Annotated in this window: 18 protein-coding genes; 9 read left to right on the top strand and 9 right to left on the bottom strand. The window is 69.3% G+C overall.

Going from position 1 to position 21,317, the window contains the following annotated elements; translation table 11 throughout:
• Positions 1–41: 41 nt before the first annotated feature.
• The 5 genes from ACWEOO_RS11030 to murQ are packed head-to-tail and all read left to right on the top strand — an operon-like array spanning position 42 to position 7,494.
• Entirely contained in the window at positions 42–2,606 is a 2,565-nt protein-coding gene (locus ACWEOO_RS11030; protein WP_452142799.1) for a glycoside hydrolase family 3 N-terminal domain-containing protein, read from the top strand.
• Between the two features lie 24 nt (positions 2,607–2,630).
• Positions 2,631–3,905, top strand: a complete 1,275-nt coding sequence (locus tag ACWEOO_RS11025) for an exo-beta-N-acetylmuramidase NamZ family protein (protein ID WP_452142798.1) — start codon at positions 2,631–2,633, stop codon at positions 3,903–3,905.
• A 44-nt stretch (positions 3,906–3,949) separates the two neighbouring features.
• A complete protein-coding gene (locus ACWEOO_RS11020) occupies positions 3,950–5,626 on the top strand; it encodes a serine hydrolase (RefSeq protein WP_452142797.1) in 1,677 nt (558 codons plus the stop codon).
• 36 nt (positions 5,627–5,662) lie between these two features.
• A complete protein-coding gene (locus ACWEOO_RS11015; RefSeq protein ID WP_359927667.1) occupies positions 5,663–6,550 on the top strand; it encodes a MurR/RpiR family transcriptional regulator in 888 nt (295 codons plus the stop codon).
• Positions 6,551–6,609: 59 nt separating this feature from the next.
• Positions 6,610–7,494 carry an N-acetylmuramic acid 6-phosphate etherase gene (gene murQ, locus ACWEOO_RS11010; RefSeq protein WP_363713195.1) on the top strand — a complete coding sequence of 295 codons (885 nt, stop codon included), beginning with the start codon at positions 6,610–6,612 and terminating at the stop codon, positions 7,492–7,494.
• Between the two features lie 55 nt (positions 7,495–7,549).
• Here the strand turns inward: murQ and ACWEOO_RS11005 are convergent, their stop codons facing one another.
• From ACWEOO_RS11005 to ACWEOO_RS10980, 6 genes are all read right to left on the bottom strand, one after another.
• Positions 7,550–8,995, bottom strand: coding sequence for a ketol-acid reductoisomerase (locus ACWEOO_RS11005; protein WP_452142796.1), 1,446 nt, complete (start codon positions 8,993–8,995; stop codon positions 7,550–7,552).
• 127 nt (positions 8,996–9,122) lie between these two features.
• A complete protein-coding gene (locus ACWEOO_RS11000; RefSeq protein ID WP_452142795.1) occupies positions 9,123–10,214 on the bottom strand; it encodes a Gfo/Idh/MocA family protein in 1,092 nt (363 codons plus the stop codon).
• Positions 10,207–10,980, bottom strand: a complete 774-nt coding sequence (locus ACWEOO_RS10995; RefSeq protein ID WP_363713189.1) for a ThuA domain-containing protein — start codon at positions 10,978–10,980, stop codon at positions 10,207–10,209. Before ACWEOO_RS10995 ends, ACWEOO_RS11000 begins: the two co-directional genes overlap by 8 nt.
• Before the next feature lie 19 nt (positions 10,981–10,999).
• Positions 11,000–11,800 carry a carbohydrate ABC transporter permease gene (locus ACWEOO_RS10990; protein WP_355699499.1) on the bottom strand — a complete coding sequence of 267 codons (801 nt, stop codon included), beginning with the start codon at positions 11,798–11,800 and terminating at the stop codon, positions 11,000–11,002.
• Positions 11,801–11,809: 9 nt separating this feature from the next.
• The gene (locus tag ACWEOO_RS10985; RefSeq protein ID WP_355482648.1) at positions 11,810–12,748 is read right to left on the bottom strand and encodes a carbohydrate ABC transporter permease; all 939 of its coding nucleotides are present in this window, start codon (positions 12,746–12,748) and stop codon (positions 11,810–11,812) included.
• A gap of 4 nt (positions 12,749–12,752) precedes the next feature.
• A complete protein-coding gene (locus tag ACWEOO_RS10980) occupies positions 12,753–13,982 on the bottom strand; it encodes a sugar ABC transporter substrate-binding protein (protein ID WP_452142794.1) in 1,230 nt (409 codons plus the stop codon).
• Positions 13,983–14,130: 148 nt separating this feature from the next.
• Between ACWEOO_RS10980 and ACWEOO_RS10975 the strand changes: the two genes are divergently transcribed.
• Positions 14,131–15,195 carry a LacI family DNA-binding transcriptional regulator gene (locus tag ACWEOO_RS10975; protein WP_452142793.1) on the top strand — a complete coding sequence of 355 codons (1,065 nt, stop codon included), beginning with the start codon at positions 14,131–14,133 and terminating at the stop codon, positions 15,193–15,195.
• Here the strand turns inward: ACWEOO_RS10975 and ilvY are convergent.
• The 3 genes from ilvY to ACWEOO_RS10960 are packed head-to-tail and all read right to left on the bottom strand — an operon-like array spanning position 15,119 to position 17,200.
• On the bottom strand, positions 15,119–15,946 hold the full coding sequence (ilvY, locus tag ACWEOO_RS10970; protein ID WP_359927689.1) for an HTH-type transcriptional activator IlvY: 828 nt from the start codon (positions 15,944–15,946) through the stop codon (positions 15,119–15,121). The genes ACWEOO_RS10975 and ilvY overlap by 77 nt on opposite strands.
• Positions 15,947–15,948: 2 nt before the next feature.
• The gene (locus tag ACWEOO_RS10965; protein WP_359927692.1) at positions 15,949–16,332 is read right to left on the bottom strand and encodes a RidA family protein; all 384 of its coding nucleotides are present in this window, start codon (positions 16,330–16,332) and stop codon (positions 15,949–15,951) included.
• A gap of 10 nt (positions 16,333–16,342) precedes the next feature.
• Positions 16,343–17,200 carry a LacI family DNA-binding transcriptional regulator gene (locus tag ACWEOO_RS10960; protein ID WP_452142792.1) on the bottom strand — a complete coding sequence of 286 codons (858 nt, stop codon included), beginning with the start codon at positions 17,198–17,200 and terminating at the stop codon, positions 16,343–16,345.
• Positions 17,201–17,273: 73 nt separating this feature from the next.
• Between ACWEOO_RS10960 and ACWEOO_RS10955 the strand changes: the two genes are divergently transcribed.
• The 3 genes from ACWEOO_RS10955 (at position 17,274) to ACWEOO_RS10945 (ending at position 21,314) form a co-directional block, all read left to right on the top strand.
• On the top strand, positions 17,274–18,479 hold the full coding sequence (locus ACWEOO_RS10955; RefSeq protein WP_359927696.1) for an ROK family transcriptional regulator: 1,206 nt from the start codon (positions 17,274–17,276) through the stop codon (positions 18,477–18,479).
• Positions 18,480–18,613: 134 nt separating this feature from the next.
• Positions 18,614–20,311: an ABC transporter substrate-binding protein gene (locus ACWEOO_RS10950; protein WP_452142791.1), complete on the top strand. Its 1,698-nt coding sequence runs from the start codon at positions 18,614–18,616 to the stop codon at positions 20,309–20,311.
• Between the two features lie 13 nt (positions 20,312–20,324).
• Positions 20,325–21,314: an ABC transporter permease gene (locus ACWEOO_RS10945; protein WP_452142790.1), complete on the top strand. Its 990-nt coding sequence runs from the start codon at positions 20,325–20,327 to the stop codon at positions 21,312–21,314.
• Positions 21,315–21,317 lie beyond the last annotated feature (3 nt).

Here is a 21,317-nt window from a genome sequence, read left to right as displayed (position 1 = left end):
GGCGTTCGCCCCTGCCCGCCCGGACTGAGTTGGTGACACCGATGGAACTGACCCGACGCCAGACCCTCGGACTCGCGGCGGCTGCCGTCGCTGGGTCCACGGTCGCCGGCACCATGACCGCTTCCGCCCACACCGACCGGTGGGTCCGCGACACCCTGCTCCGGATGACGCTGGAGCAGAAGGTCGGCCAGCTGTTCGTCCTCTACGCCTACGGCCCGACCGCCGCCACCGCGGACGCGCGCAACACCAGCTTGTACGGCGTGGCGACGCCGGCCGAGGTGGTCGCGAAGTTCAACCTCGGCGGCGTCATCTACTTCACCTGGACCGACTCGGTGAAGGACCCGCAGCAGATCGCGAACCTGTCGAACGGCCTGCAAGCCGCCTCGCTCGGCAACACCGGCATCCCGCTACAGATCAGCACCGACCAGGAGTACGGCTCGGTCGTCCGGGTCGGCCCGCCCGCGACCCAGTTCCCCGGCGGGATGGCGCTCGGCGCGACCCGCTCGGCGAACTTCGCGCGCGAGGCGGGCGGGATCGCCGGCCGCGAGCTGAAGGCGCTCGGCATCACCACCGACTTCGCCCCGGACGCGGACGTCAACGTGAACCCGCTGAACCCGGTGATCGGCGTCCGCTCGGCGTCGTCGGACCCGGCGCTGGCCGCCGAGATCGTCGCCGCGCAGGTGAAGGGGTACCAGCGCGACGGCCGGATCGTCTCGACCGCGAAGCACTTCCCCGGGCACGGCGACACCGAGACCGACAGCCACGTCGGGATCCCGGAGATCCACCACACCCGCGAGCAGTGGACCGAGATCGACCTGCCGCCGTTCCAGGCCGCGATCCGGGCCGGCATCCAGTCGATCATGACCGCGCACATCGTGGTGAAGGCACTCGACCCGTCCGGCGACCCGGCGACGCTGAGCCGGCCGATCCTGACCGGGATCCTGCGCGAGCAGCTCCGCTTCGACGGCGTGGTGATCACCGACTCGCTGGGGATGAAGGGCGTCCGCGACAAGTACGGCGACGCCGAGATCCCGCTCCGGGCGATCGAGGCGGGCGTCGACCAGCTGCTGATGCCGGTCGATCCCGGCCTGGCGTACAACTCGGTGCTCGAGGCCGTCCGCGGCGGCCGCATCTCCGAGGCCCGCATCGACGAGAGCGTCACGCGCATCCTCAAGCTCAAGTACAGCGGCGGCCTCGTCGACCAGCCGTACGTCGACCTGTCCCGGATCGCCGCGGTCGTCGGTACGCCGGCCAACTACGCCGCGGCCCAGCGGATCGCTGATCGCAGTACGACGCTCCTGCGCAACGACGCCGATCTGCTGCCGCTCTCCCCCGCGCCGCGCACGGTCGTCGTCACCGGCTACAGCCCGGCGACGCTGGCCGCGGCGCTGCAGCGTCGCGGTGCGACGACGGTCGTGAAGGACACCGGTACGGCGCCGAGCGACGCCAAGATCGCCGACGCGCTGGCCGCCTCGGCCGCCGCCGACCTCACCGTCGTCCTGACCAACAAGGCGTGGGACACCGAGGTCACCGACAAACTGGCCAAGCAGCAGAAGCTGGTCAACGGCCTGCTCGCCACGGGCCGCCCGGTGATCGTCGTCCCGGTCCGCGACCCGTACGACGTCGCGTACTTCGACGACCCGGCGACCACGCTGGTCACGTACGGGAGCACCGCCGTCTCGATGGAGGCCCTCGCCAAGGTGCTGTACGGCGAACTCGCGCCGACCGGCAAGCTCCCGGTGGAGATCCCCGCGAAGCCGGACGCGAACGGCGAGGCGCCCGTGCTGCACCCCTTCGGCCACGGGCTCACGTTCGACCCGCGGGACACCCGGCTGACTGTTGCCTCGTACAACATTCACGCCGGGGCCGGCGAGGACAACGTTTTCGACCTCGAGCGGACCGCGCGGGCGATCAAGGCGCTGGACGCGGACATCGTCGGACTGCAGGAGGTCGACGTCCACTGGGGCGACCGCAGCCAGTGGCTGGACACGATCGCGGAACTGGCCGGAAAGCTCGGGATGTACCCGGCGTTCGCGCCGATCTACGACCTCGACCCGGCGGCCGACGGTCAGCCCCGTCGGCAGTACGGCGTCGGGGTGCTCTCGCGGTTCCCGATGGTGCGGGTCGAGAACCATCCGATCACCCGGCTGTCCACCCAGGACCCGAACCCGGTGCCCGCACCGGCACCCGGTTTCCTCGAGGTGGAGGTCGACGTCCGCGGGCGGCGGCTGCACGTGTACTGCACGCATCTCGACTACCGCGGGGATCCGACCGTACGGCGGATGCAGGTGGCGGACACGGTCCGGATCCTGTCCCAGGATCGGCGTCAGGATCTGCAGATTCTCGTCGGTGACTTCAACGCGGAGGCCGCCGCACCGGAGCTCTCCGGGTTGTGGACACGGTTGACGGACTCGTGGACCGCGGCCGCGGAAACCGTTGGCGGGCCGAACACCTACCCGGCGGTCGCCGCCGTCAAGCGGATCGACTTCGTCACCGTCGGCAAGGGGCTGTCCGTGCGGAGCGCGGAAGTGCCCGCCGAGGTGCCGGTCGCCGAGGCCGCGAGCGATCACCACGCGATCGTCGCCCACCTGTCCTTCCGTCGCTGACCCGCTCTGGTTCGAGGAGAGATCATGAAACGACGCAATCTGCTGGCCGGCGCCGGCGCGCTCGCCGCCGCCCCGCTGATCGACGTACCCGCCGCGCAGGCCGTCTCCAGCCGGAAGGTGATGACGGGTGCCCAGGTGCTCGCGAACGACGGCTGGCGGGCGTTGTCCGGCCAGAAGGTCGGCGTGATCAGCAACCCGACCGGCATCCTCCCGGACTTCAGCCACGTCGTGGACACCATGCACGCGTCCGGCACGGTCGACATCGTCGCCGTGTTCGGTCCAGAACACGGTTTCCGCGGCAGCGCGCAGGCCGGCGGTTCGGAGGGTGACCACGTCGACCCGCGGACCGGGATCATGGTGTACGACGCGTACGGCGCGAACGCCGACAAGCTGGTGAAGCTCTACACCCAGTCCGGTGTGGAAACCGTGGTCTTCGACATCCAGGACGTGGGCGCCCGGTTCTACACCTACATCTGGACGATGTTCGAGGCGATGCTCGCCGCGGTCCGCACCGGCGCCCGGTTCGTCGTCCTCGACCGGCCGAACCCGGTCGGCGGCTACGCCCGCGGCCCGATGCTGAAACCCGGCTACACCTCCGGCGTCGGCAAGAAGGAGATCATCCAGCAGCACGGCATGACGGTCGGCGAGCTGGCCCGGATGTTCGACGCCGAGTACCTGCCGCTGGAGCCGAACGGCGGCCGGCTGAAGCAACTGACCGTGATCGAGGCGAAGAACTGGAAGCGGGACCAGCTGTTCGACGACACCGGCCTGACCTGGGTGATGCCGAGCCCGAACATGCCCACGCCGGACACCGCGCTGCTGTACCCGGGCCTGTGCCTGTTCGAGGCGACCAACATGTCCGAGGGCCGCGGGACGACGCGCCCGTTCGAACTGATCGGCGCGCCGTACGTCGACTACAAGTGGGCGCAGGCGCTGCAGACCAAGGACATCCCGGGCGTCGCGTTCCGGGAGGCGTACTTCACGCCGACGATCAGCAAGAACGCAGGAGTGCTGTGCGGCGGCGTCCAGGTCCAGATCACCGACCCGCACCGGGTCGAGGCGATCACCGCGGCGACGCACATGATCGTCGAGGCCCGTAAGCTCTACCCCGCATTCACCTGGCGGGCGGAGACCCCACCCGGCCGGTGGATCGATCTGCTGACCGGATCGGACCGATTCCGGACCATGCTTTTGGCGGATGCGACCGCCGAGGAGATCGTGGCAGCCTGGAAGTCCGAGGCCGACGCCTGGACGGCCCGGCGCGCGCAGTACCTGCTGTACAAGGGAGCTCACCGATGAAGCGGTGGGCCGCACTCACGACTGTCTCTGCGGTGATACTGACGATGGCTTCCCCTGCTGTTGCTGCCGGCCACAATTCCGGGCGGTTCGACCGCCCGTACTCCGGCTATGCGCCGAAGACCACGCTGCTGCGTGACGCGACCCCGGCGAAGGCCGGCCTGGACCCGGCGCCGATCGACGCCGCGCTGGCCCAGGTCGCCGGCTGGACGCAGCCGAGCGGTTCGGCGAAACCGTTGTACGCCGGCGCCGTCACGCTGCTCGGCCACGACGGGAAGATCGTCACCCGGACGGCCACCGGTCTGGCCCTGAAGTACGCCGACGGCCAGGGCACCGAACTGCCGGCGGACCAGCAGATCCCGATGCGCACCGACACGATCTTCGACCTGGCCTCGGTGTCCAAGCTGTTCACCTCGATCGTCACGCTGCAACTGGTCGAGAAGGGCAAGGTCGCCCTGGACGCGCCGATCGCAACCTATGTCCCGGAGTTCGCGGAAAACGGCAAGGAAACCGTCACGGTCCGGCAAGCACTCACGCACACCAGCGGATTTCCGTCCTGGCTCCCGCTCTGGAGCGCGCAGCCGGACCCGGCGTCCCGGCTGCAGATGGCCCTGACCGCGAAGCTGCAGAACGCGCCCGGTACGACGTACCTTTACAGCGACCTGAACCTGATCGCCCTCGGCGAGCTCGCCCACCGGGTGACCGGGAAGACGCTGGACAAACTGGTCGCCGACGGCATCACGAAACCGCTGCAGATGCGCGACACCGGCTACAACCCGGACCCGAAGAAGAAGCCGCGGATCGCCGCCACCGAGTACCAGTCCGCGCCGCCGCGCGGGATGGTGTGGGGGTCGGTGCACGACGAGAACGCCTGGTCCCTCGACGGCGTCGCGGGTCACGCGGGCGTGTTCAGCACCGCCGACGACCTCGCCGTCCTGGCGCAGACGTTCCTCAACGGCGGCAGCTACCGCGGCGCCCGGATCCTCAAGGAATCCTCGGTGACCGCGATGATCACGAACTTCAACCAGGGCTTCCCCGGCAACGACCACGGCCTCGGCTTCGAGCTCAACCAACGCTGGTACATGGGCGGCCTGTCCGGGCCGCGCACCGCCGGCCACACGGGCTACACCGGCACATCGCTGGTGATCGACTTCGACTCCCGCTCGTTCGCGATCCTGCTCACCAACCGCGTGCACCCGAGCCGCAACTGGGGCAGCAACAACCCGGCCCGCCGCGCGGTCGCCCAGGGCCTCGCGCTCGCCCTCGGCGTCGGCCCGCGGCACGGCAAGGACGCCTGGTTCTCCGGTACGACGGACAACGCCACCAGCACGCTCGACACGAAGGTCGTCGTACCGGCCGGCGGCGCGAAGCTCGCGTTCGACCTGTTCGTCGACACCGAGGACACTGACCTGCTGTACCTGGAGACGTCCGCGGACGGAACGACGTGGACGAAGGTTCCGTTCACAGTCCGGGACCGGGGCTCGGTGATCGACACCGACGGCTCGATCAGCGGCTCCGGCGACCGGCACTGGCACCAGGTGACGGCGGAGCTGGGTGCGGGCGCACAGACCGTCCGTTGGCGCTACACGACCGACCCGCTGTACCAGGGCCGCGGCGTCTACGTCGACGGTGTGAAGATCACGAGCGCGTCTGGTCTTCTTCTCGACGGCGAACGGACACCGGAAGCATTTACCGCAACAGGTTGGAGACTTTCGCGTCGGTGACCCCATCTCGTGCATAGTCGCCGTACCGTGGCTGTCATGAATTCAACATCCTCTCCAGAACCCACGGGGCCGCTGCTGGTCCGGGTCCGCGCGGTGATGCCTGCGCTGGCGCCGGCCGAGCAGCGGGTGGCGAACGCGGTCCTCGCGGACCCGGGCGGAGTGGCGGCGATGACGATCTCCGAACTGGCCGAGGTGGCGTCCACCTCGGAGACCACGGTCATCCGGTTCTGCAAGCAGATCGGCGTCCCCGGCTATCCGCAGCTCCGCCTGCAGCTGGCGGCCCAGTCGGCGCAGGAGAGCGTGCGCCCGGAGGTCGGCGGGGACATCGAGCCCGGCGACTCGCTGGCCGACGTGGTCAGCAAGGTGGCCTTCGCCGACGAGCGGGCGGTCCGGGAGACCGCGCAGCAGGTCGACGTGGACGCGCTGGCCAAGGTCGTGGACGCGGTGGTGAAGGCCAAGCGGGTCGACCTGTACGGCTTCGCCGCGAGCGCTTTCGTGGCCTTGGACCTGCAGCAGAAGCTGCACCGGATCCGGCGCGTGGCGTTCGCCTGGTCGGACGTGCACATCGCGCTGACCAGCGCGGCGCTGCTCGGCGAGGGCGACGTCGCGATCGGCATCTCGCACACCGGCACCACGGTCGAGGTCGTGGAGGCGCTCGAGGAGGCCGCCAAACACGGCGCCACGACCGTTGCGGTGACCAACTTTCCGCGGTCCCCGCTGGCCCGGACCGCGGATCTCGTCCTGACCACGGCCGCCCGCGAGACGACGTACCGCTCGGGCGCGATGGCCAGCCGGATCGCGCAACTGACGGTGATCGACTGCCTGTTCATCGGGGTCGCGCAGCAGGTGCTGCCGGACGCCCGGAAAGCGCTGGAGGAGACGGCCAGCGCGGTCCGCGGTCACCGCCTCAAGGGGTCCGAGTAGCAGCCTGTCAAGATTCAACGGAATTGAAAATCCTTCAGTAGAAAACTAACATCGATCCCGTGACCTCACCGACCGAGCAGCGCAACCCGAGGACGCTCGCCATCGATGCGGTGGGCACGTCCGAGATCCTCCATCTCGTGAACAACGAGGACGCCCTGGTCGCCGGGGCGGTCAGCGCGGTGATCCCGGAGCTGACCAAGGCCGTCGACGCCGCCGTCGAGGCGGTCCGCGGCGGCGGCCGGGTGCATTACTTCGGCGCCGGCACGTCGGGACGCCTGGCCGTCCTGGACGCCGCCGAGCTGCTGCCCACGTTCCACGTGCCCGACGGACTGGTGGTCGCCCACCACGCCGGCGGCATGGAGGCGCTGCTCCGCGCGGTCGAGAACGTCGAGGACTCCGAGGAGGGCGGCGCCGCCGACGCGGCCGCCGTCACCGGTCAGGACCTCGTGGTCGGGCTCGCTGCTTCCGGGAGCACGCCGTACGTCGCCGGCGCACTGAAGGCGGCCCGCGCCGCCGGGGCGAGCACCGTGCTCGTCACGTCCAACCCGGATGCGCCGCTGGCGCCGCTCGCGGACGTCGTGATCGCCGCGGACACCGGCCCCGAGGTGATCGCCGGCTCGACCCGGCTGAAGGCCGGCACCGCGCAGAAGATGATCCTGAACGCGTTCTCGACGACGCTCATGATCAAGCTCGGCCGCACCTGGTCCAACCTGATGGTCGACCTGGTCGCCACCAACAAGAAGCTCCGCGGCCGGATGCTCCGGATCCTCGCCGAGGCCACCGGCGCCGACGAGGACGCCTGCGAGACCGCACTCGCGGCCGCCGACGGCGAACTCAAGCCGGCCCTGGTCCACCTCCTCACCGGCACACCGATCCCAGAGGCCCGCGCAGCCCTGGAAGCCGCCCACGGCCGCGTAGCCACCGCCCTGGCCGAACTCGCCTGACACTGGCGGGCTATACCGCTATAACCCGCCAGCGGTGAAACAACCCGCCAGCAGGTCAGACGGAGATGTCAACGGACGGGCGGAGTTCGGCGGCTGCGGCGAGGGCTTCGTGGGCCGGGTTGTCGAGGAAGGTCTTGAGGAGCTCTGCGTCGGCGGGGCGGTCGAGGTGTGGGAGGGCGATCTGCTCGTACGCCGCCTGGAAGCGCGGACCCCAGCGGCGGGTGCCGAGGCGGGCGGTGCGGGAGCAGTTGTCGACCATGTAGGCGACGTCGCGGGAGTGCATGTACGGGAGCAGCGAGTCGACGGCCTCGATCACCGACTCGTTCACGATCTCGGACCATGCGTGGCCGCGCGCCGCGAACTCGTCCACCTGCGCCATCATCGTCGCCACGAACAGCCCTGCGGTCAGCGGGTCGACGACGGCGGGCGCGGTGCCGCGCCGGGCGTGCACCTCGGTGCTGTGGGCCCACATCGGGCTGCCGCCGATCTCGGTCATCGGCCGGCTCGCCAGCCGCTGCTCGGCGAGGATCACGCTGCGCAGCTCGGTGCCGTCGGCGACCTCGTCGTAGATCTCGGCGACCAGGTCGCGGGCCGGCCCGTACGTCGCGGAGTAGGCGCGGTCGAACAGGTCCTCGTCGTCGCACACCGCGCGCACCGCCGCGAGCCCCGACTCCGAGATGGTCCGCGCGATCGGCCCGGTGATCGCCTCGGTGGAGCGCTCGTACGCCGTCACCGGATCTGCCCCCTCGATCCGGAAGTACCGGTACAGCGCCTCCACCAGCCCGTGCACCGCGCCGAGCAGGATCGCCCGCTCCCCCACGATGTCCGAGCGGTACTCGTCGCGCAGCGTGGTCGCGAACGTGTACGGCGACCCGAGCCCGACCGACCAGGCGAGCGCCCGGTCCCACGCGTGCCCGTCCGGATCCGCGTGCACGGCGACGCTCGCGTTGATCCCGGCCCCGTTGACGGTCGCGCCCTGCTGGTACAGGCGGCGGACCGAGTCCCCCATGCCCTTCGGGCACACCGCGATCACCGGATGCCCGTCGGGGAACGCGCTCCCTGTCGAGGTCAGGTGCCCGAGCAGGAATCCGTGGGACAGGCCAATGGTCGCGCCGGGCTTCAGCACCGCGAAGATCTCCTCGTGGTGCGCGGCCAGCGCCGCGTCCGCGATCAGCAGGATCACCAGGTCGCTCGCGGCCGCGACCTCGAGCCAGTCCCCCAGCGTCCCGTCGGCCTCGGTGAACCCGTGGGCGCGGGCGTCCTGCGCGGACCGCGATCCAGGCCGCAGGCCGACCGCCACGCTGATGCCGGTCCCGTCGAGCGAGTCCCGCAGGTTCAGCGCCTGCGCCCGCCCCTGCGGCCCCCACCCGAGCACGCCGATCCGCTCGACCCCGTGCAACGCCTTGGGCAGCAAGGAAAACAGGTCCCGCCCACCCCGCACGATGTCCTCGGACCCGCCGGGAACGTCCATCTGCTCAACCCGAAACACCGAACTCTTCATGCGCCCAGTCAACGGGCGGTGCACGCATTGCGGCAAGCGCAATGTCCGCATCGCCGCGTTGCACAACCTGAAACAACAGCCGGGACCTTGGACAAGGCATTGCTTGTCCAAGGTCCCCGTTGGGTGTCTAGGGTTCGAGGCCGACGACCTTCAGGACGTTCGGCCAGGCCTTCATGGTGGCCAGCAGCGCGGCGTCCCGGGTGGTCGTCAGCGCCTCCTCGTACGCGGACTCCAGGACGTCGGCGATACGGACCGGGGAGCCGGTGTCGGCGGACCGGACGGCGGCCTCCACCATCGCGATGCTGACGACGTTGGAGTGCACCTCCGACTGCGGGATCGTCGACGTCCGGACGGCGTCGACGAACTCGGCCAGCGACCCGGCGATCTCCTCCGGCTCGTCGGCCATTGCCGCGGGCAAGGCTTCACCGGAGACCAGCTCGGCGACCGGCGCGTTGTCGCCGTCCCACGTCGCCGTACCGCCGGGGGCGCTCGCCCGCCACCGGCCGTTCCACGACGTCTCCAGGCCCGGGGCGCACCAGCTGCCGGTGAAGGCGAAGCGGGTGCCGTCGGAGTAGGTGAAGATCGCGGACGCGGCCGCGTTGCCGTCGAACCAGCTCCAGGACGGGTTGTACGAATCGCAGTACACCGACACCGGCTCCGACCCGATCAGCTTGCGGGACAGGTCGAACTGGTGGATCGCCATGTCGACCAGGAGCGGCTCGGCCATCCGCTCCCGGAAACCGCTGAAGTGCGGCGCCTTGAAGAACTCGCACGACAGCGTCCCGATCGCCCCGAGCTCGGCGAGCTGACGCTGGAAGGCGTTCACCGCGCGGAAGTAGCGGCGGGACTGCGAGACCATCAGCAGCCGGCCGCTCACCTCACTCGCGGCGACCATCGTCAGACATTCGCGGACTGTCTCGGCCAGCGGCTTCTCGCACAGCACCGGGACGCCGCGCAGCAACGCCTCGACGCTGACCTTCGGATGCGCCACCGGCACCGTCACGTCGATGACCGCGTCGAACTCGACGGACAGGTCGCCCATCGCGGCGGCGACCGGTACGTCGCCGAATCCGTGCTCGTCGGCTGCCGCACGCGCGACGTCCAGGTCGAGGTCGACGAGGCCGGCCAGGACGACGTCGGGGTTGGCGGCGATGGTGCGCAGCCAGGCGCGCCCCATCCCGCCGGCTCCGACCTGCAGCAGTCGCAAGGGTTCAGGCATCGGCAGGCTCCTCGATGGGTCCGGTGTACCCGTGGCCGTTGAAGAAGTCGTCGGTCTCGTAGCGCAGCAGCGTCGGGATCTTCCGCTCGGGCAGGTCGGTGTTCACCCACGCGACGCCGTTCGCGATCACCCTACGCACGTCCTTGTGGTGATAGACCGGGTAGTCCTGGTCGCCCGGCGAGAAGTAGAAGATCTTCCCGTGCCCGCGGCGGTACGTAATGCCGGAGCGGAACACCTCGCCGCCGGAGAACGAGGAGACGAAGATCAGCTCGTCCGGGACGGGGATGTCGAAGAACTCGCCGTACATCTCCTGCTGCTCGATCACGATCGGGTGCGGGACGCCCTGCGCGATCGGGTGCGTCGGGTTGACCGTCCAGACCAGCTCACGGTCGCGCTCGCTGCGCCAGCGCAGCGTGCAGGTGGTGCCCATCAGCTTGCCGAAGATCTTCGACCAGTGCCCGGAGTGCAGCACGACCAGGCCCATGCCCGACAGCACGTGCTGGTACACGCGGTCGACCACCTTGTCGTCGACCTCGCCGTGGGCGGCGTGGCCCCACCACACCAGGACGTCGGTCTCCGCCAGCACGTCCTCGGTCAGACCGTGCTCGGGCTCGTCGAGGGTCGTGGTGGCGACCTTGGCGTCCGGGAGGTTCTCGGCGATGCCGGCCGCAATGGCGGCGTGCATGCCGTCTGGGTAGATCTCGCGGACGTGCGGCTCCACCTGCTCGTGCCGGTTCTCGCCCCAGACGAGTACGCGAATCGTCATATTTTTCTGTCCTTAAGGGTTATTTGACGGCTCCGCCGATGGCACCGGCGGCGATGTACTTCTGCGCGGCGACCAGCAGCACGATGGCCGGGATCGCCGAGAGCACCGCGGTCGCCATCACCGCGTTCCAGTTCTGCACCTGGGTGCCGAGGTACTGGTAGATCCCGAGCGTCACCGGCCGGACGCCGCCCTTGGTGGTCAGCGTCAGCGCGAACAGGAAATCGCTCCAGGAAAACAGGAAACTGAACAGTCCGGCGGTGATCAGCGAGTTCTTGCTGATCGGCAGCACGATCGCGACGAACGCCCGGAACAGCCCGGCGCCGTCCACCCGCGCGGCCTCCACCAGCGACGGCGGCAGCGAGAGCATGAACGAGCGCAGGATCAGGATCGCGAACGGGATCCCGCTGCTGCAGTTCGCGACGATCAGGCCCGGGATCGAGTTCAGCAGCCCGATCCGCTCGTACGCCGTGTACAGCGCGTTCGCGATCACGATTCCCGGAATCATCTGCGAGATCAGGATCGCCAGCAGCCCGATCGACACCCAGCGGGACCGGAACTGCGAGAGCGCGTACGCACACGGCGTCGCGATCGCCAGACTCAGCACGACCGTTCCGGCCGCGATGATCATGCTGGTGACGAGGTTTCCGCCCTGCTCGTCGAGCGCGCGGGCGTAGCCGGAAAACGTCGGATGCAACGGCAGGAAACCGGCGGTGAGCGTGTTTCCGGACGGCTGCAGCGAGGCGTTCACCATCCAGTAGACCGGGAACAGCATCACGCACAGGACCAGCACGCCGATCACGGTGTAGGTGGTACGTCGCATCAGGTCCCCCTACTCGTCGACGGCACGACGGGTGCCGCGCAGGTAGAAGATCGCGAACACGAACGAGATCGCGATCAGGATGTTGGACAGTGCCGCGCCCTGGCCGAATTTGAAGTCGATGAAGGACTTCTCGTACGACTGGGTCGCCAAGGTCTGCGTCGCATTCGCCGGCCCGCCGCCGGTGAGGCCGAGGATGATGTCCAGGACCTTGATGGTGTAGACGACACCGAGCATCAGCAGCACACTCGCGACCGCCCGCAGGTTCGGCCAGGTGATGTACCAGAAGGACCGCCACCCGGTCGCGCCGTCGAGCTGGCCGGCCTCGTACAGCTCGTCGGGGATCTCCGCGAGACCGGAGTACAGCAGCGTCACGTTGAACGGAATGCCGATCCAGATGTTCACGCCGATCACCGCGATCAGCGCCACCGACGGCGAGTTCAGCCACGGCACCGGGTCGCCGATCAGGTGCAGCTTCAGCAGCGTGCGGTTCAGGATGCCGCTGTCCTGCTCGAGGATCGATCGCCAGGTCGCGCTGGACACGATCAGCGGCAGCAGCCACGGCAGCAGGAGCAGCGACCGCAGCAGCCCGCTCAACGGGAACTTCTTGTGGAAGAACAGGGCCAGCCCGAGGCCGATCGCGAACTGGAAGGCGATCGACCCGATGGTGAACAACGCCGTGTTCAGCATCGCGTCCGAGAACAGCTTGTCCGTGACGACCGTGCTGTAGTTCTTCAGCCCGACCCACGGCGCGGCACCGGTGAAGAACGTCTTCAGCCCGTAGTCCTGCAGGCTCATCAGCAGGTTCTTCACCACCGGGTAGCCGAACAGCGCCACCATCGCCACCGCCGCGGGCAGCACGAACAGCACCTTGGTGAGGGACTCGCCCCGGTGGCGCCGGCCGCGCACCTTCTCGCGGCCGGCCACCGTCGTGCGTGTGAGCGTCACCATTGCATCAGCCGCCGGAGGCCTGCTTGAAGGCGTCCTGGGCCGAGGCCTTACCGGTGAGCGCCAGCTGAATCGCCTGGTAGATCACCTTCGCGGCGTCCGGCCACTTGTCACCCAGTTTGCCGGTCCGCGACCGGGCGGTCTTGACCTGCTCGGCGAAGGCCTTCATCGACGGCACTTCCTTGGCGTACTGGTCGAGCAGCGACAGCTTGGTCGGGAGCGTGAATCGGGCCTTCGCCCAGGCCAGTTCGTTCTCATCCGAGTTCAGGCACTTCACGAAGTCGGCGGCCTTCTGCTGCTTGGCCTGGTCCTTGTTCAGCGGGACCGTCCACGCCTCGCCGCCGAGCGGCGCGACTGGCGTCTGGTCCGGCTTGTTCAGCGGGAACGTGACGACGTCCCACTTCACGTTCGGCGACTTCTGCAGCGCCGGGATCTGCCATGGGCCGTTGAGCATCATCGCGGCCTTCCCGGCCACGAACTGGTCCTTCACATCACCCTGCGTCCAGTTGATGACGCTCTTCGACGCCGAACCCGCCTTGACGAGATCCACCCACAACTGCAGGGCTTCCGCCACCTGCGGGCTGGTCAGGTCGGTCTCGTCGCCACCGTTGGTCCACATCGCCGGCAGGAACTGCCACGAGCCTTCGTAGGTCGCGTTGGCGTTGAAGGCCATCCCGTAGCGACCGGGCTTGGTGAGCTTCTTGGCGGCCGCCTTCAGCTCCTCCCAGGTCTTCGGCGGCTGCACGCCGGCCTCGGCCAGCATGTCCTTGTTGTAGAACAGCGCGATCGTGTTGGTCACCGGCGCCAGTCCGTAGAGCTTGCCGTCGTACGACGTCGCGTCGACCATGCCCTTGATCACGCCGTCACCGCTGAGGCCCATGTCGTTCAGCGGCGCCAGCGCGCCGGTCGCGGCGATCTGCTGGACGTCGGGGTTGTCGAGCATCAGCACGTCGGGCAGCGTCTTCGACGAGGCCTGCTGCAGCACCTTCTGGATCAAGGTGTCACCAGGCACCGTCTCCCGTTGGATGGTGATGCCGAGCTGGGACGCGCAGGAGTCAAGTCCCTTCTGCACAAGGGATTTGTCCGGGTCGTTGTTGTAGTAGTCGAGGACCGTGAGGCTCTTGACGCTGTCGCCGGATGCGGACGACTGGCCGCCGCCGTTGTCACCGCAGGCGACCAGCAGGAGCGACACCGTCGTCGCACCCGCCAGCGCGGCGGCGATCCGCTTGCTGATCATGACATCGGACTCCTTCAAAGCGTTTAACCGATGGACGGAGGGACTGGGGCGGATGTTGTGGATTTGGCGGTAAACCGCTTAACTGAGGTGTTGAAGGACTATGTTCCCTACGTCACATCGCTGTCAAGGGCTCAGAGGGGGTCGATCGATGGTCACGATGCGCGACGTCGCTCAGCGGGCCGGGGTCTCGATCGCGACCGTCTCGTTCCTGCTCAACGACACCAAGCCGGTGACGGCCGCGACCCGGGCGCGGATCGAGCAGGCGATGCTGGAGCTCGGCTACCGGCGCAACGTGGTCGCTCGCGCGCTGGCCAGCAAACGCACGCACATCGTCGCGATGGCGTACCCGGCGCTCGAGCACCGGTTCGGGATGTCGACCGCGGAGTTCTTCACCAGCGCGGCCGAGGCGGCCCGCAAGCAGGACTACCACCTGGTGCTGTGGCCGGTCGGCAACGACGGCGTCGAGCTCCGGGAGCTGCTCGGGCAGGGCCTGGTGGACGGGGTTGTCCTGATGGAGGTCCAGCTCGACGACCCGCGCATCGACGTACTGCGTCAGTCCGGGACGCCGTTCTCGCTGATCGGGCGGACGACCGAGCTCGACGGCCTGTCGCATGTGGACATCGACTTCGACACGACCGTCGAGGACGCGGTCGAGCACCTGTACGAGCTGGGGCATCGCGAGCTCGTGCTGATCTCCGGCGACCTGGACGACCCGCGGTTCCACGCCTACGGCCCGTGGGTGCGGACCGAGGAGGCGTACCGGCGCGTCGCCGCGTCGTACGGCCTGCCGGTCGTCGTGGTGCCCTGCTCCGACACCACCCAGGCCGGCAAGGCGGCGGCCGAACACGTGCTCGCCGAGCACCCCGGCACGACCGCGGTCCTGGTCCTCAACGAGTACGCCGCGCTCGGCGTCGTCTCCGGCCTCAAACGCGCCGGCCACGACATCCCCGGCGACTTCTCGGTGCTGTCGCTGCTGATGGTCCCGGAGACCGCCGCAATGACGGACCCCGAGCTCACCATGATGCGCACGCCGGGACCCGAGCTCGGCCAGCTCGGCACCGAGGCCCTGCTCCGGCAACTCGAGGGCGACGCTCCGCTGCCACCGCAGCTGGTGCCGGCGAAGCTGTTCGCGGGCGCTACGGTCGCAGGTCCCAGAGCGCCGCGACCAAAGGCCGGCGCAGGTCGGCGCGGCGCGCGCAAAGCCCGATCGTGAGCGGTTCCAGGTCGGCCGGCAGCTCGGTCAGCTGATCGCGGACGGCCGACGACTCGAGGACGAGGCGCGGTACGACGCCGACGCCACAGCCCAGCGCCACCAGGGCGAGCAGCGCCTCGTGCCCGTCCGGCTCGGCGGCGATCACCGGCTTCACACCGTTCCTGCGGAACCAGCGGAACGCGTTGTCGCGGACCAGACCCCGGGCGGGTACGACGTACGGGCCGTCGGCGGCGCTGTCGCGAGCCTTGACGAGGACCAGGTCGGTGACGGCAACCGTTCGGGTGACCAACGATTGCGGGAGGCGCCGGGGAATGCCGGCCACCGCGGCGTCCACCTCGCCCTCGTCCAGGCGGGCGAGCGCGGCGGCCGCGTCGCCGGTGCGGATGGCGAGGCGGATCTGCGGGTGTTCCGCGCGCAGCGGCGCCAGCAGGTCCGGCAGCAGGGTCTGGCAGGCGGTCACGGTGGCGAAGATGCGCAGCTCACCGGTGAGACCGGCCGGCTCGGCGGAGCCGGACCGGTAGTCCGCCCACAGTTCCAGCGCCTGCTCGGCGTACGTCGTGAAGCGTCGCCCCTCGGCGGTCAGCACGACGCCCCGCGGACCGCGATCGAGCAACTGGGCGCCGGCCCGCGTCTCCAGGCGCTGGATCGTCCGGGTCAGCGTGGCCGCGCTGACGTGGCACTCCAGGCTCGTCCGGCCGTAGTTGAGGGTGCGCGCGAGGTGCAGGAAGAGCTCCAGTTCCCGGTGCTCCACGGTCACCTCCGGCGGGCGTAGGCCTCGATCTCGATCTTCATCCGCGGGTCGGACAGCCCGCACACCAGCATCGTGGCGGCTGGGCGGATCTCGCCGAACGCGCGCCGCAGCGTCGGCCAGCACGGCTCGAAGTCGTCCCGGTCCGGCAGCATGTACCGCACCCGGACGACGTCGTCCAGAGAGCATCCCGCCGCCTTCAGGGCGTCCGCGATGTTCACGATGCAGCGCTCGGCCTGCGCCACCACGTCGTCCGCGATCGTCATCGTCGAGTAGTCGAAGCCCGTCGTCCCCGAGACGTGCACCCAGTCGCCGTCCACCACGGCGCGCGCGTACCCGATCTGCTCCTCGAACGTCGAACCGCTCAGAATCGCCCGTCGCTCAGTCATACCCCGAACGCTAGGCAACCACGGGCCGCGCGGTCGAGCCGGCCAGCCGGATCGTCGGCTTCGGGACCTGGTACGTCGTGACGTCGCCGCCGTCCATCACCGCGAGGATGGCCTCGCCGACGATCGTGCCGAGACCGTGCACGTCGACCGTCACCACGCTCAGCGGCGGAGTGGCCAGCCGAGCGACCGCGGTGTCGTCCCACGCGATCACCGACAGCCGGCCGGGGACGGCGACGCCCAGCTCCTTCGCCACGGCGAGACCGCCGATCGCCATCAGGTCGTTGTCGTACACAACGGCCGTCGGGACCCGGCTGCCGGTCAGCAACCGCCGCGTCGCGTCGCGGCCGGCGTCCTCGGAGTAGTCGCCCTCGATGACGCGGCCGTCGACGTCCTGCTCGGCGCAGGTCGCCATGAACGCGTCGTCGCGCGCCTGGCAGTGCAGCATGTCGCGCGGACCGCTGACCCGCGCGATGTCGCGGTGGCCGAGGTCCGCGAGCGCCCGTACGGCGGCCCGGGCGCCTTCGGCGTTGTCGACCAGCACGTTGGTGATCGGGGCCTCGAGCTCGGGCCCGCCGAGCAGCACCGCCGGCACCCCGAGCCGCTCGAGCTCGGCGAGCCGGGGATCCTTGGTCCGCAGGTCGACCATGACGATGCCGTCGACGTGCCGGTTCGGCACCCAGCGCCGCCAGATCTCGATCTCCTCGGCGGTGTCGGCCGCGAACTCGATCAGCAGGCTCACCCGCCGGCCGTCGAAGACCTCCTCGATCCCCTGCACGACATCGGCCATGAACGGCTCCATGCCGAGCAACCGCCCGGGACGCGCCAGCACCAGCCCCGCGATCCGCTCGCGCGACGTCACGTCCCCCATACACTGCCCTCCAAGGCCATCGAAGCCACTATATTCACAGACCTAACTAACTCGACAGATTGCGGATGTTCCGATGCAGCAGGTCAGCGACGCGTCGCGATCACCGGGCTACGACCCGGCACCGACGAACAGCCGTGCCCTCATTGTGGACAGCATCCGCTCCGCGGGCACGGTCAGCCGGGTGGAACTCACCCAGATCACCGGTCTCACCGCTCCGTCGGTGACGACCGTGGTCCGGCGGCTGATCGACGACGGGCTGGTCGACGAGGCCGGTCGCGGCTCGTCCACCGGCGGCAAACCGCGCACGCTGCTCCGGATCAGGGCAGCGGCCCGGTACGTCGTCGGCGTCCACCTGAGCGCCGACAGCCTGACGTACGTGCTGGTCGACTACGCCGGCGGGGTGGTGGCGCGCTGGCGGCGCGCCGGGCCGGGCGAGGCGAGCGACCCGGAGCAGGTCGTGGCGCGGATCGCGACCGAGACCACCGAGCTGATCGAGCGGTCGGGGATCGACTCCTCGCTGGTTCTCGGGCTCGGCTTCGTGTGTCCCGGGCCGCTGATCCGCAACCGCGGCGTCACGTCGGCCCCGCCGTCGATGGCGCACTGGGTCGGCTTCCCGATCCACCAGCGCCTGGAGGAACGCCTGCAGTTGCCGGCGCTGCTCGAGAACGACGCCACCGCGGCCGCCGCGGGCACGCGGCTCACCACCAGCCACGACGTCTCGGTGATGGCCGCGCTGTTCATGAGCGAGGGCATCGGGTCGGGCCTGCGGCTGAACGGCAACGTCTACCAGGGCGCACACGGCAACGCCGGCGAGGTCGGGCACGTCTGCGTCCAGATCGGCGGCCCGCAGTGCTGGTGCGGGAGCACCGGCTGCCTCGAGGCGATCGCCGGGCCCGCGACGGTGGTCGCCAAGGCCCGCGCGGCGGGGCTCGACCTCGGCTCACAGCGCCGTACCGGCGTGGCGGCGTTCGCGGCGATCGCCCGGCTGGCGCTGACCGGCGACTCCCGGGCCGACGCGATCCTGCGCGACTCCGCGTCCTGGCTCGCGCTCGGCGCGCAGACGATCACCAACATGTACGACGTCCAGCTGCTCGTGCTGACCGGGCCGGCCTTCGCCGTCGCCGGGACGATCTACCTGCCGATCATCCAGGAGCGGATCCAGAGCTCCGCGTTCGGCCGGGCCGTGAACACCGAGGTGGTCCTCGACGAGCGCGGCCACGACGCCGCCGCGATCGGCGCGGCCCTGATGATGCTCCGCTCCGGGACCGTTTCCGCCTAGGCCTTTCGCCGTCTGCTCCACTCTGCGCGGTCAAACCGTTACTGATCAACGTCTTGTCTTATGTTTATTAGGCGAACTAAGTTACCGCCAGCTTCCCTGGCGGGTGCCGGGGTGACGTGCGGAAAGGACGATCAATGCTCCGGAACCCGAAGGACCGTACGAGGACGCGGCGCCTGGTGAGCGTCGCGGCCGTCGCGACAGCCACCGCCCTCCTGATCAGCGCCTGCGACGGCGCCGCCGCCGGCGGTGGGCAGGCAGCCGCGAAGGACGCCTCCGTCACCGTCGCGGCCGGCGACATCACCGCGGAGAACTTCAACCCGTTCAGCACCACCGCGCTGCAGCCGACGCTGGGCGTCATCTACGAGCCGCTCTACTGGTACAACTTCGCGAAGCAGTCGGACCCGACGCCGGTGCTCGCCACGGGCTACTCCTGGAACGCCGCCGGGACCGAGCTCACCATCAAGACCCGACACGACGTGAAGTGGAACGACGGTCAGCCGTTCACCGCCAAGGACGTCGCGTTCACCTTCAACCTGGTCGCGAAGACCCCGGCGCTGAACCCGTCGGGCCTCGCCGCTACCGCGAAGGCGACCGCCGACGACACCGCCGTACTGACCTTCAAGTCGAAGTCCCTGATGCAGGAGCCGGCCGTGCTCGCCAACCAGGCGATCGTGCCCGAGCACATCTGGAAGGACATCAAGGACCCGACGACCGACCTGAACAAGAACCCGGTCGGCACCGGGCCGTTCAAGGTGAAGTCGTACACGCCGCAGAGCTTCGTGCTGACCAAGAACGACCAGTACTGGGAGCAGGGCAAGCCCGAGATCAAGGAGGTGCGTTATCTCCCGGTGAGCTCCGCGGATGCTGCCAGCGCCGCACTCGTCGCGGGCAAGGTCGACTGGGCGAGCGCCTACCTGCCCGGCATCGACAACATCATCAAGTCCGGCAAGAACCTGACCTACGTCAACTCTCCCGTGATGACGACCGTCATCGTGACATGCTCCAACGCCCAGCTCGGGTGCGCCGGACCGCAGACCGACCCGGCCGTCCGCAAGGCGATCTACCTCGCGATGAACCGCGAGCAGCTGGCCAAGCTCGCCGGCGGCGGCGTCGCGGGTGTCGGCTCGCCGACCCTGCTGCTGCCCGGTCGAGACGACGAATGGATCGCGGACGCGGGCAAGGCGAAGCTGCCGCAGGCGCCCGACACCGCCGAGGCGAACAAGCTCCTCGACGCGGCCGGCTGGACGAAGGGCAGCGACGGCGTCCGGTCCAAGGGCGGCAAGCGGCTGACGCTGACGGTCCAGACCGTGACCGGCTGGAGCGACTACATCTCGATCAACGACACCCTCAAGCAGCAGCTCGCGGCCGTCGGCATTGAGCTCAAGCCCAGCCAGGTCTCCTGGAACGAGTGGAACGCCGCCCAGACCAACGGGAAGTTCCAGCTCTCGCTCGACTCCGTCGGCCTCGGCGCCTCCACGAACCCGTACTTCACCTACAACGGCAAGCTCGCCACCGTGAACACCGCGCCGGTGGGCAAGACCGCCACCGCCGGCAACCAGTCGCGGTTCTCGAACCCGGCCGTCGACGCCGCGCTCAAGGTCGCCGCCGGGACGACGGACAAGGCCGCGCAGAAGGCGGAGTACGCGAAGATCCAGACCGTCATCGCGGACCAGCTGCCCTACATCCCGGTCTACGTGAACTCGATGCTGACCGAGTTCAACACCTCCCGCGCCACCGGCTGGCCGACCAAGGACAACATGTACGTCCTGCCCGCGGCCTGGAAGGCCTGGGACGCCGGAATCGTCCTCAAGACCATCAAGCCCGCCAGCTGAGCGCGGGTCCGCCGTGCGCTATCTGCTGCGAAAACTGGCCTTCTACGTCGCTGCCCTCTGGGCGGCGCTGACCCTGAACTTCCTGATTCCCCGGCTGATGCCGGGGAACCCGGTCGACCTGATGCTGTCAAAACTGGCGACCAAGGGCCCGGTCACCCCGACGACGCGGGACGCGATCCAGGCACTGCTCGGCACCGACACCCGCTCGTCGCTGTGGGACCAGTACTGGACGTACCTGCACCAACTGGTCAAGGGCGACCTCGGTACGTCGATCGCGTACTTCCCCGCGCCGGTCTCCCAGGTCATCGGCCAGACACTCCCCTGGACCGTCGGGTTGATCGGTCTCGCGACGGTGATCTCGTTCGCCGTCGGGATCCTGCTGGGACGCGCCGCCGGCTGGCGGCGCGGTTCCTGGGTCGACAGCCTGATCCCGGTCACCACGATGCTGCAGTCGGTGCCGTACTTCTGGCTCGCCCTGCTGCTGCTCTTCCTGCTCGGCAGCACCTGGCCCGTCTTCCCGCTGACCGGCGGGTACGACGTGTACTCCGTGACGCCCGGCTGGAGCCTCCCGTTCGTGCAGTCGGTGCTGTACCACGGGGCGCTGCCGGCGTTGACGATCGTCATCTCGTCGATCGGCGGCTGGATGCTCGGGATGCGCAACATGATGGTGTCGACGCTGTCCGAGGACTTCGTCGTCACCGCCGAGGCGAAGGGGCTGACCCCGCGCCGGATCCGGTCCCGGTACGTCGCCCGCAACGCGATCCTGCCGTCGGTGTCGGGCTTCGCGATCTCGCTGGGTTTCGTGGTCGCCGGATCGATCGTCACCGAGGCGGTCTTCACCTACCCCGGCATCGGCTCCGCGCTGTTGCTTGCCGTCAACAACAACGACTACGCGCTGATGCAGGCGGTGTTCCTGATCATCACGCTCGCCGTCCTCGGCGCGAACCTGCTCGTCGACCTCCTGTACGGCGTCATCGACCCCCGCACCCGTGCGCGGTCCTGAGAA

This window comes from Kribbella sp. NPDC004138 (assembly GCF_053603655.1).
This window is presented reverse-complemented; position numbering and strand designations above follow the sequence as displayed.